This window comes from Streptomyces sp. NPDC054841 (genome assembly GCF_053611045.1).
The window spans coordinates 1-11,257 of sequence record NZ_JBSGZO010000278.1 but is presented as its reverse complement, the minus strand read 5'-3'; the positions used below and the strand labels follow the sequence as shown (position 1 = coordinate 11,257).

Genomic DNA, 11,257 nt, shown 5'->3' with positions numbered 1-11,257 from the left:
GGCTGAGCGACGGCGCCGTCGCCTGGACGTTCGGAGCGGGCCGCCCGGCCGGCTCGTACGGCACGCCGGCCCTGCGAGGCGGAGTGGTGTACGCGGCGGAGAAGGACATGGGCGTCGTGGCCGTGGGCGCCGCCGACGGGAAGCTCCGGTGGGAGACGGAGACCAAGAGGGCTCCCGAGCCGACGGTCCCGATCGCCGTGAACGGCGAATACGTCTTCGTCACGGCCGGCGGCAGCGTCTGCGTGGTCAACCTCCGTACCCACGCCCAGGAATGGGCCTTCTCCAGAAGCTCACGGAGCCTCACCTTCCACGAGTCCGCCAAGCGCCTCGTCCTCACGGACGGCGAGGAGGTCATCGCCGTCAACCTCACCTTCAAGTACCCCGCGAACCCCTCATGAAGGACTCTCGGATGAACACTCTCGGCCCCGGCGACCCACTCCGGCTCGGCCCCTATCGCCTCGTCGGAGTGCTCGGTGCCGGGGGCATGGGCAAGGTGTACTTCGCCCACGACAGCCAGGGCCGGGCCGCGGCCGTCAAGATCCTGCTGCCCCAGCTCGCCCATGACCAGCACATGGTGCAGCGCTTTCTGCGCGAGGCGGAGGCCGCTCGGGCCGTCACCGGCCAGGGTGTCGCACGGGTCCTGGCCGCCCAGACCGAGGGCGGCCGTCTCTGGATCGCCTCGGAGTTCCTCGCGGGGCCGACCCTGGAGCAGGCTGTCACCGCCTACGGGCCGCTCCAGGACGAGGCCCTGCGCGCCCTCGCCGCCGCTCTCGCCGAGACGCTCGGGACCATCCATGCCACCGGCCTGATCCACCGCGACCTCAAGCCCGCGAACATCGTGCTGACCTCCTCCGGCCCGCGCGTCATCGACTTCGGCATCGCGCGACCCGAGCACGGGCTCACGCTCACCACCACGGGCCAGGCCCCGGTGACGCCCGGCTTCGGCGCACCCGAGCAGGTGCTGGGGCAGCGGGTCGGTCCGGCAGCGGACATCTTCTCCCTCGGGGCCGTCCTGGCCTACGCGGCAAGCGGTGTACGGGCGTACTCCGGCGGCCATGTGGCCGCCGTGCAGTACGAAGTGGTCCACGGGGAGCCGGACCTGAGCCGGGTCCCGGAACCGCTGCGCCCGCTCATCGGCCCGTGCCTGGCGAAGGATCCCGCGTCGCGGCCCTCCCCCGATCAGATCCGTGCGGCCTTCGCGCCGCCGCGGCGCCCCGAACGGATCTGGCGGCAGGGCCCGTTGGCCACCGACATCAAGCAGCGGGAGACCGGCGCACAGCAGTGGTCGACGCTCCCCGGCACGGTCGTCGCAGAGCCTCCCGGCCGCCGCAGGTTCCTGACCGGGCTCGCGGCCGGAGCCGCCGTACTGGCCGCCGGGGGTGGCACGGCCGCCTGGCTGATGAGCGGCGAGGAGGAACCGAGCGGGCCGTCACCGAAGAACAGCGCGAAGGCGGCTCCCGCGGGAACACGCGCCTGGGGTCCGCTGGCGGTCGCGGATCCCTGGAGCCCTCCCGCACTCGCCGTCGACGACGTCGTGGTGTTCGGAGCGAAGAACGGAGGACTCGTCGCCTACGGGGCGGGCGACGGCCGGAAGAAGTGGGAGTCGCCGAACATCACCCCGTCCTCGGAGTTCCTGGTACTGCCCGGCGGTCTGATCGTGGCGGGAGACGCCGGCGGCGCGGTGCACGCCCTCAGCCCGTCGTCCGGCAAGGAGCAGTGGTCCGCGGAGATCGAGGCCGCCACGATCCTCGCGGCGAACGACGCGACGCTGTACGTCCTGACGCGCGGCAAGAAGATCCGCGCCCTCGACACGAAGACCCGCAAGGTCCTGTGGACCGTCCCCACCGTGTTCGGCTTCGGCTATGCCACCGCGGGCGAAGACCACCTGATCCTCAACTCGCACGAGGGGGACATCACCGCACTCGACGCCCGCTCGGGACGGCATGTCTGGGAGCGGCGCAAGGCGGGCGGCTACGGCGCGATGCCGCTGATCCACGGCGACACCGTCGTCCTGGGCGGCGGACCGCTGAGGGTGGTCCGGCTCCAGGACGGCAAGGACGTGTGGACGGTCCGGGCCGCGCCCGACGGCTCCGACTGGTCCACTCCCACCGTCGACGGGGATCGCCTCTACGTGGCCGCATCGTGGACGCTGCACTGCCGCCGCCTCAGCGACGGCGCGAAGATCTGGGCGACCGACATCAGGGGCGTACCCCTGCTCAGCACCGGCCCCCAGATCCTCGGGGACTACGTCTGCGACGTCACCGGCAAGGACCCCAAGTCGTTCGACGCCGTGGCCCTCCACAAGGACACGGGCAAGCGGGCCTGGACCCACCCCCAGCACAGCACCAAGTCGCTGAAGCTGACGTCGAACGGCAAGCGGCTGTTCCTGCTGCAGAACGAGACCGTGACGGCGGTGTCGGGAGGCGTGTGACCGGTGCGGGTCGTGGGGGTGCCCGCCCCCGGCCCGTGCCGAGGCGTCCCGCTACGCGTTCGGCGCAGCCACCGCCGCCTGTGGCCGGATCGGCAGCCGGTTGACGGGCCGGCCCGTCGCCGCGCGGACCGCCGAGGCGACGGCGGCCGGGGAGGTGACGACCGGGACCGCGCTCGCGGCCTTCGCGCCGAAGGGGGCCACCACGTCGCGTTCTTCGACGAGTTTGACGATGCGGATGTCCGGTGCGTCCAGGGAGGTCGGGAGGGCGTAGCCCGTCAGGTCCGGGTGGCGGACCAGGCCGCGGGCGGTGCGGAGGTTCTCGGTGAGGGCCGCGCCGACGCCCTGGGTGATGCCCGCCTCGATACGGGTGGCGAGCTGGGCGGGGTTGAGGACGCGGCCGACGTCCTGGGCGACGGCCATTTCGACGACGCGTACGGAGCCGAGTTCGATGTCGACGTCGACGACCGCGCGGATCGCGCAGAAGGCGAGGCCGACGAAGGCGTCGCCCTGGCCGTGGTCGTCGAGGGGCTCGGTGGGGTGCGGGCGGCACTGGGCGGTGGCCCAGAGTTCCTTGCCGTCCATCGCCTCGGTGACGGTCGTGGAGAGGACACCGTCGTAGGAGGTGATCTTGCCGTCGGTGATCTGCAGCAGTTCGGTGGACATGCCGAACTTGTGGGCCAGGGGCTGGAGGAGCTGAGTGCGGACCATCTTCGCGGCCCGCTCGACCGCGCCGCCCGAGACCCAGGTGTGACGGCCGTGCGTGGCCGGTCCCGCCGGGGGCTGGTCGGTGTCGACCGAGGCGACGTGGACCTCGTCGATGCCGAGGGTCTCCTGGACGATCTGGCGGGCGAGGGTGGCGAAGCCCTGGCCGGTGTCGACGGCCGCGCAGATGACCGTGGCGACTCCGTCGTGGACCTTCACGGTGGCCGTGGAGACCTCGTCCGTGCCCTCCGCGCCGAGCATGTGGACCATGCCCAGCGCGTAGCCGACGCCGCGGCGCACCGCGCCCGGCTCGCCCGCGCCCTCGGGGCCGCCGGGCAGGAGCCAGGCCTCTTCGGGGGTGTCCTTGGGCAGGGCGGGGAGCGGGAAGTCGCGGACGGCCTGGAGGAGTTCGGCGACCGGCGCCGGGCAGGTGACGGTCTGGCCGGTGGGGAGGATGTCGCCGGTCGCGAGGACGTTGCGGAGGCGGACCTCGGTGGGGTCCAGGCCCAGCTTCGCGGCCAGTTTGTCCATCTGCGCCTCGTACGCCGCGCACACCTGCATCGCGCCCTCGCCGCGCACATGGCCGGAGGGCGGGTTGTTGGTGCGTACGGCCCAGCCCTCGATGAAGGCGTGCGGAACGATGTACGGTCCGCAGGCGAAGGCGACGGCGGCGGCGAGGGACTCGGAGGAGGAGTCGGCGTACGCGCCCGCGTCCAGCAGGATCTGCGCCTCCACCTTCACCAGGCGGCCCTCCGCGTTCGCGTGGTGGCGGTAGCGGAGCAGGGTGGGGTGGCGGTGGGCATGGCCGAGGAAGGACTCCTCGCGGGTGGCGGTGAGCTTGACCGGGCAGCCGGTGCGCAGGGCGAGCAGCCCGAGCGGGATCTGGAAGCCCGGGTCCTCGCGGTCGCCCGTCGCGCCCGGGACGCCGGTGACGACCACCTTTACCTGTTCGGGTGAGAGTCCGAAGCAGGCCGCGGCCAGGTCCCGGTCCGTGTGGGGGTCGGTGGAGGCGGTGTAGAGCTCGACGCCGCCGTCGGGGCGGGGCACGGCGAGGCCGGCCTCGGCGCCGATGGGGGCGGGGTCCTGGCGGCCGATCCGGTAGAGGCCCTCGACGACGATCTCTCCGGCCGCGTCCGGGTCGCCGAAGCTCAGCGGGATGTGGCGGATCAGATTGCCGTCGGGGTGGAGCGGCTCGGCGGCGAAGGCCTTCTCCGGGTCGGTGACCGGTTCGAGGATCTCGTACTCGACCGAGATCGCGGCCGCCGCGAGCCGGGCCGTGTCGGGGTGGTCCGCGGCGACCGCCGCGATCGCCTCTCCGTGGTGGCGGACGGTGTCGGACGCGAAGACGGGGCGGTCGGCGATCCGGCGGCCGTACGCCGCGTCGCCCGGGACGTCGGTGTGCGTGATGACGGCCCGCACGCCCGGCATGTCGGCCGCGGCGGAGGTGTCGATGGCGGTGATACGGGCATGGGGGTGCGGGGAGCGCAGGATCGCGGCCCACAGCAGGCCCTCGGCCCACAGATCGGAGGCGTAGGGGAACGTGCCCTCGGTCTTCGCGCGCGCGTCCGCCGGGGGGAGGGAAGCGCCGAGGCCGTGAGCGATCGGGGCCTCCCCGCCGAGGGCAGGGGAAGGTTCCTGCTGGGGGCCGTCGACCGCCGGGGTCGCGGTGGCCGCGTCGTTGCTCACGCCATGCCTCCGTCATGCGGGTGGGGCTGCACACTACCGGCGCCCGGAGGTGCCTGGTGCGGGATGCGGGCCCCGTCATGAGTCGCTTCACGGGCCTCGTCGCCGCTCTCGGCGGCGGCTGCCGCGCTCGCCGCGCGCTCGGCGACGACTTCGCGTACGGCGTCGATGGCGCCTCGGTAGCCGGAGCAGCGGCAGAGGTTGCCGCAGAGGGCCTGGCGGGTCTCGAGTTCCGTGGGGGCGTGGTTGCCCTCCAGCAGATCGTGGATGGTCATGGCCATGCCGGGAACGCAGAAGCCGCACTGGACGGCTCCGCACTTGGCGAGGGCCCGCTGGACGTCGGACGGTTCGCCGTCGGTGGCCAGGCCCTCGACCGTACGCACCTCGGAACCGGCCGCGGTGGCCGCGGGCACCAGGCAGGAGGCGACGAGCCGGCCGTCGACCTGGACGTTGCACGCGCCGCACTCGCCCTGCGAGCAGCCGTCCTTGGCACCGGCGAGACCGAGACGCTCGCGCAGCACGTACAGCAGCGACTCGCCGATCCAGGCGTCCGTGACGGGGCGGTCCGCCCCGTTCACGCGCAGGACGTACGAGGTGTGGGGGTGCTCGTCGTTCGGGAACCCGGCGGGGGCGTCCGCGGCGTCCGGCGCCGCGTCGGGGGCTCCGGGGGCCGGCAGCGCGGCCTCGGAAGCCGGTTCGGGGGCCGGTGCGGGAGCCGCTTCGTGCTGTTCCGGCGCGGGTACGGGGTCCGGCCCGGCGGCCTCCGGCGCGGCGGCGGGCTCCGTCTCCGGCTCAGCGACGGGCTCGGCCGGCGCCTCGGGGGCGGTGTACGCCCCCGTGGCCCACGGCGCGGGCGCGCCGCCCGGCAGGGTCGCGGGGTACGCCACGTCCGGGACCGGCGTACCGGCGGCGGGCGTGGCGCTTTCCGGAACGGCCGGCTCCGGCGTCGTCGCCCATGGGGCCGTCGCCCCACCCGGCAGTGTGGCCGGCGGAGTGCCACCGCCCCACTGGGACGCCAGCACGGACGTCGTGAACTCGCCCGACTCGTCGGGGATGTCGCCCTGGGCGACCGGAATCGTCCACTGCCCGGTGAGTTCGCCCGGAGTACCGGCGGCCGGGGCCGCGCCGGGGACGGAGGTGGCGCCCGCGGCCGGGTCGACGGCCTCCGGGAACGTCCACTGCCCTGTCGCACGGGGGTCGTGGGTGGTCTGTGCGTCGCTCCGGGCCCCCGGCGCGGGCTGCGGGTCATGCGCGGGCTCGGGCCAGTGGTGCACCTCGCCGCCCTGCGACGCCTGCGGCGGCACGGTCCAGGTGCCCGTCGCCGTGGGGTCGGCCGCCGCGCCCGGGGTCAGGGGCGGGATCTGGGGCGGCACATAGCCGTGCCCGGGCGCCGCGAGCGGGGCGTCCAGCGCGTCCTCGGGCGGCAGCTGGACGAAAGCGGTGGCGTCGGCGTCGTACTCCCCGCCCGGGATCGGCTGCCAGCCACCGCGCTGCGGAGCGCGGTTCTGCGGCGCGTTCTCTTCGGAGCTCATGACAGCGCCCTCCCCAGTGCTCGTCGGGCCAGTGCGGCGACCACGCGCCGCAGATGCAGGACGGCGGGCGGCAACTGCTCCTCGCCCTGCGGGTCAGGGATGCAGGCGGCGGCCACGTACTCCCCGAACGCCGCCAGCGCCTCCGGCGCCAGCCCGCGCTCGCCGTCCCAGTCGATCAGCGAGGCGATCCAGCGCTCCGCCTCCAGCGGGCGCAGCGGCATCGGTGCGATCGCGCCGACCGCGCAGCGCACGCCACGGCGCGCCGGGTCGAGGACGACGGCGACGGACGCCGAGGCCCGGCCGGGGCCGGTGCGTCCGGTGGCCTTGAGGAAGACCTGCGGGGCGTGCAGCAGCGGTACCCGTACGAAGCCGATCAGCTCGGCCGGGCCGAGCATCTCGCGGCCCGCCAGCAGGTGGGAGACCGGGATCTCGCGGCGGGCGCCGCCCGGCCCCGCGATGACCAGGTCCGCCTCCAGGGCGGCGAGCACGGGCAGGGTGTCGCCGGTGGGGGCGGCGGTGACGATGTTGCCGCCGAGCGTGCCGGCGTTGCGGATCTGCGGCGGTCCCGCGGCGCGTGCGGAGGCGGCGAGCGCGGGGATGAGCGCGGCGAAGTCGGGCCGGCCCATCCGGGAGTGGGTGAGGCCGGCGCCGAGGAGCGCGTGGCCGTCCTGGTACTGCCAGCCGCGGAGGTCGTTGATGCGGCCGAGACCGACGAGGCCGGCGGGCCGCAGCCGGCCCTTGTTGACGGCCGCCATCAGGTCCGTACCGCCCGCGACCGGCACGGCGGCGGGCATGGCGGTGAGCGCCGCCACGGCCTCGTCGAGCGAGGCCGGCAGCGTCACGGACTGCGCCGCCTGCGGTGCGTGCGTGGTCAACCCAGCTGCCCCTTCCCGGTGTCCCGGCTGTCCCCCTGTGATGCCGTACCGTACGTGCTCACAGCCCGGACTTGGCAACTCTGGCACATCTTCCGGGCGGACCGATGCGAGGGTCCACGAAGGACGCATCCGTCCCGGACATCCCCGCAAAGGGGAATCGTCCGCTTTGCTACGGCATGGCAGTCACATGCGGATTGCCGCTTCTATACATTCCTTGTGTGACTTTCCCCTGTGGCCCACCACAGTCCCAGGGACCCGCCCTCGGGACATCCCCTTGCGGCCGGGCTCACACGTTTGGGGGCGCCCCCTCGATCGGGCGTCCGAGACAGCCTGTCATTCCTTTGGGGGCAGGGCGCATCTGCCACGGCAACGGGCCCCCCGGTGGCCGGTAGTCGACGCCCAGCGCGTCAAGCCGCTGGTAGTGGGACGACATCCGCCGCTCGAAATCGGCGAAATCCCGGTCCGCCGGGGCGGGCAGCGCGGACCAGGCGACCTCGGCGAAGGCGGCGAGACGCGGGAAGACCTGGTAGTCGACGCGGGAGCGGTCCTGCATGACCTCGGTCCAGACGTTGGCCTGGGTGCCGAGGACCCGCTCCGCCTCGGCCGGGGTCAACTCGGCCGGAATTGGCTCGAAACGGTAGACGTCCTCCAGCGTGCGCACGAAGCCGATGGGCATGGGCTCGTCCTCACCGGGCGCCTGCCGGTGGTCCAGGTAGACCTGCTGCTCGGGGCACATGACGACGTCGTGGCCCGCGCGGGCGGCGGCGATCCCGCCGACGTATCCACGCCACGAGGAGACCGCGGCGCCTTCCGCGAGGCCGCCCTCCAGGATCTCGTCCCAGCCGATGAGGCGGCGGCCGCGGGCCCTGAGCCAGCTGTCGAAGTGCCGGATGAACCAGGACTGCAGCTCGTCCTCGTCGGCGAGGCCGAGCTCCTTGATGCGGGCCTGGGCGGCCGGGGAGGCCTTCCACTGGTCCTTCGGGCACTCGTCGCCGCCGATATGGATGAACGGGGAGCCGGCGGCGGGGAAGAGATCGAGCACCTCCTCCAGCACGCCCTCGTAGAAGCGGAGGGTGTCGTCGGTGGGGGCGAGGACGTTCGCAGTGATGCCCCAGGTGTCCCGGACGGACAGGCCGGACGTGTCGATGACGTCGGTGTTCCCCAGTTCCGGATACGCGGCGATGGCGGCCTGCGAGTGGCCCGGGATGTCGATTTCCGGAACGACGGAGATGTGTCGCTCGGCGGCGTACGCGACGATCTCGCGGATGTCGTCCTGCGTGTAGTAGCCGCCGTGCGGTTTCTCGTCCCACAACTCGGAAGCCCGGTGGCCCCATTTCGTACGGGAACGCCACGCGCCGACCTCGGTGAGGCGCGGATGGCGCTTGATCTCGATGCGCCAGCCCTGGTCGTCGGTGAGGTGGAAGTGGAAGACGTTGAGCTTGTGGGCGGCGAGGAGATCGAGGTAGCGGAGGACGTCGTCCTTGGGGAGGAAGTGGCGGGCGACGTCGAGCATGAGGCCGCGCCAGCGGAAGCGGGGGGTGTCATGGATGGTGACGGCGGGGACTTCCCACTCCTCCCTCCTGACGACGGGGGCTCGGCGGAAGGCATCCGGCCCCAGCAGTTGACGGAAGGTCTGGGCGCCCCAGAACACACCCGTCTCACTCGCCCCGTCGATGGCGACGACGTAGCCGTCGGCGGTGAAGCGGTACGCCTCCGGGCTGCCGAGTTCCTCGGCGAGCGAGGGGACGATCCGCAGCAGGATGCGGTTCCAGTTGTCCGTGTGCGGCGGAAGCGGGAACCCGGTGGCCGCGCCGACGGTGGCGCGCAGCCACCGCGCGACCCGCTCGGTTCCGGGGCCCGCCTCGATCTCGGTCTCCGCATCGATGACGTATCCCGTGCCGCCGCCGGGCAGCGAGGCGGACAGCCGCGCCGGAGCCGGAATCAGTTCCACGGCCGGCGTGGGGAAACGGACATGGTTGCTCATACCGTCAGTCCTTCACCGCTCCGCCCAGCCCCGAGACCAGACGTCGCTGTACGAGTACGAAGAAGACGAGCACAGGAACAGTCATCACGGTCGACGCCGCCATGATTCCACCCCAGTCGTTCTCGTCCGGCTTGAAGAAGACCAGCAGCGCCATCGGAAGCGTGGACTGCGAGGTGTCGCTGATGATGAAGGACTTCGCGAACAGGAAGTCGTTCCATGTGGAGATGAACGAGAAGACGCTCGTCGCCACCAGCCCCGGGAAGACCAGCGGGAACAGAATCTGCCAGAGGAAGCGCGTACGGCTCGCGCCGTCGATGTACGCGGCCTCCTCCAGCGCATCAGGGACCGCCTTGACGAAGCCGCGCAGCATCCAGATCGCGAACGGCAGCGAGAAGGCGATGTGCGGAAGGATCAGCGCGCCGAGGGTGTTGAGCTGTCCGAAGTCCCGCATCAGGAAGAAGAGCGGGATGGTCAGCGCCTCGATCGGCACCATCTGCGCGACCAGGAACATGATCAGCAGCGTGGTGCGGAACCGGAAACGGAAGCGGGTCACGGCCGTCGCCGCGAGAAATGCGATCAGGGCGGAGGCGACGACCACCGCTCCGGCCACGAAGAGGCTGTTGAGGAAGTAGCGGCCGAATTCCTGCTGATCGAAGACGCGGCGGAACGAGTCGAGGGACGGCGAAAGCGTCCAGGGCCGGGCCTCGGTGGACTGGATCTCGCCCGCCGGCTTGAAGGCGGAGAGCACCATCCAGTAGAGCGGGAAGGCGACGACGGCCGCGATGAGCAGGGCGGTCGCCTCCGCGGCGAAGCGCCATGGCCGGCGGACGCTGACGCGGACACGGACGCCGATACGGATACGGATACGAGCGGAGAACGCACTCACAGTTCCTCCCCCTGGCGGCGCAGCAGCCGCAGGTAGACCAGCGTGACCGCGAGCAGAATCAGCAGCATCACGACGCCGATCGCCGAGCCGAGGCTGTACTGCGAGGACGCGAAAGCCTTTTGATAGGCGTAGACGTTGAGGACGAGGTTCTGGCCGGCGATTCCGCCGCCGTTCGTCATCACATAGATCTGGGTGAAGACCTTGAAGTCCCAGATGATGGACTGGATGGTGACGACGACCAGGATGGGCCGGAGCATCGGCGCCATGACGGAACGCCAGATCCGCCACTGCGAGGCGCCGTCGAGCGAGGCCGCTTCGAGGACCTCGCCCGGGATGGCCTTGATACCGGCGTACACCGTCACCATCACGAACGGGAACGAGCACCACACGACCTCGAAGAGGACGAGTGCGAAGGCGCTGTAGCGGCCGTACGTCCACGAGAAGTCGCCCAGTCCGAGGACCTTGTCGACCGGGCCGAAGTCCGGGTCGAAGAGGAAGGCCCACACCGTCGAGCCGGTGACCGCGGGCGTCGCCCACGCCCCGAGCGCGGCGAGCATCAGCGCGAGCCTGGGCACGGCGCGGATCCGCGTGAGCAGTACGGCGAGGGCGCACCCGACCGCGAGGGTGGCGACGACGCAGGCAGCGGCGAAGACGAGGGTGGCGAGGAGGACCTGCCAGAACTGGCTGTCGCCGAACAGGGCGGAGTAGTTGCCGAACCCCTGGAACGAGGTCGGTTCGCCGCCGCTGACCTGAGCCTGGGTGTATTCCAGGAACGAGATCAGCCCGAGCTGATAGATCGGGTAGACGAGCAGTCCGCCCAGCACGACGAGCGCGGGCGCGAGGTACATCCACGGGGTCCAGTCCCCGCGGCCCCGCCCCCGCGCCGCGCGCGTCCTGCGGACGGCCTCCGACGATGCGCCACGGGCGCCCGGGGTCCCGGCTTTGCCGACGCCTGTGGCGGGGGCCGCCGAGGCCGCCGCAGCAGCCGGCGGACCCGCGGCATCCGCAGAGCCGCGGAGCTCGGCCGGAGACCGCGAAACCCGGCAGGCACCGAGCCCGCGGCCCGCATGCCCGCCCGCGAACGCCGGACGGGCTGGAACAGCCTCCTGCATCGCCCCGGCGGCCCCCGGGGCCGAAGGCCCCACGGGGTCCGCGGCCGAAGGC

The 11,257-nt window shown here is 72.5% G+C and carries 8 protein-coding genes; 2 read left to right on the top strand and 6 right to left on the bottom strand.

The window, feature by feature from the left end:
* Together ACWGI8_RS29225 and ACWGI8_RS29220 are read left to right on the top strand one after the other, a co-directional pair.
* A partial coding sequence (locus ACWGI8_RS29225; RefSeq protein ID WP_453665378.1) for an outer membrane protein assembly factor BamB family protein occupies positions 1-398 on the top strand: 398 nt, incomplete at its 5' end.
* A gap of 11 nt (positions 399-409) precedes the next feature.
* A complete protein-coding gene (locus tag ACWGI8_RS29220) occupies positions 410-2,431 on the top strand; it encodes a serine/threonine-protein kinase (protein ID WP_453665376.1) in 2,022 nt (673 codons plus the stop codon).
* A 51-nt stretch (positions 2,432-2,482) separates the two neighbouring features.
* Here ACWGI8_RS29220 and ACWGI8_RS29215 read toward each other — a convergent pair whose 3' ends face one another.
* From ACWGI8_RS29215 to ACWGI8_RS29190, 6 genes are all read right to left on the bottom strand, one after another.
* The gene (locus tag ACWGI8_RS29215) at positions 2,483-4,819 is read right to left on the bottom strand and encodes a xanthine dehydrogenase family protein molybdopterin-binding subunit (protein WP_453665374.1); all 2,337 of its coding nucleotides are present in this window, start codon (positions 4,817-4,819) and stop codon (positions 2,483-2,485) included.
* Positions 4,816-6,348 carry a 2Fe-2S iron-sulfur cluster-binding protein gene (locus ACWGI8_RS29210; protein WP_453665373.1) on the bottom strand — a complete coding sequence of 511 codons (1,533 nt, stop codon included), beginning with the start codon at positions 6,346-6,348 and terminating at the stop codon, positions 4,816-4,818. Before ACWGI8_RS29210 ends, ACWGI8_RS29215 begins: the two co-directional genes overlap by 4 nt.
* Entirely contained in the window at positions 6,345-7,223 is an 879-nt protein-coding gene (locus ACWGI8_RS29205) for an FAD binding domain-containing protein (protein WP_453665372.1), read from the bottom strand. The genes ACWGI8_RS29210 and ACWGI8_RS29205 overlap by 4 nt, the downstream gene beginning before the upstream one ends.
* Positions 7,224-7,509: 286 nt before the next feature.
* Positions 7,510-9,207, bottom strand: a complete 1,698-nt coding sequence (locus tag ACWGI8_RS29200) for a beta-N-acetylhexosaminidase (RefSeq protein WP_453665370.1) — start codon at positions 9,205-9,207, stop codon at positions 7,510-7,512.
* Positions 9,208-9,211: 4 nt separating this feature from the next.
* Positions 9,212-10,093: a carbohydrate ABC transporter permease gene (locus ACWGI8_RS29195; RefSeq protein ID WP_453665368.1), complete on the bottom strand. Its 882-nt coding sequence runs from the start codon at positions 10,091-10,093 to the stop codon at positions 9,212-9,214.
* Entirely contained in the window at positions 10,090-10,941 is an 852-nt protein-coding gene (locus tag ACWGI8_RS29190) for a carbohydrate ABC transporter permease (RefSeq protein WP_453665366.1), read from the bottom strand. The genes ACWGI8_RS29195 and ACWGI8_RS29190 overlap by 4 nt, the downstream gene beginning before the upstream one ends.
* Positions 10,942-11,257: the final 316 nt, after the last annotated feature.

Excerpts from the sequence above, each read along its gene's own strand:
- ACWGI8_RS29210 (WP_453665373.1), bottom strand. The coding sequence starts at position 6,348 with ATGAGCTCCGAAGAGAACGCGCCGCAGAACCGCGCTCCGCAGCGCGGT.
- ACWGI8_RS29190 (WP_453665366.1), bottom strand. The coding sequence starts at position 10,941 with ATGTACCTCGCGCCCGCGCTCGTCGTGCTGGGCGGACTGCTCGTCTAC.
- ACWGI8_RS29220 (WP_453665376.1), top strand. The coding sequence starts at position 410 with ATGAACACTCTCGGCCCCGGCGACCCACTCCGGCTCGGCCCCTATCGC.
- ACWGI8_RS29200 (WP_453665370.1), bottom strand. The coding sequence starts at position 9,207 with ATGAGCAACCATGTCCGTTTCCCCACGCCGGCCGTGGAACTGATTCCG.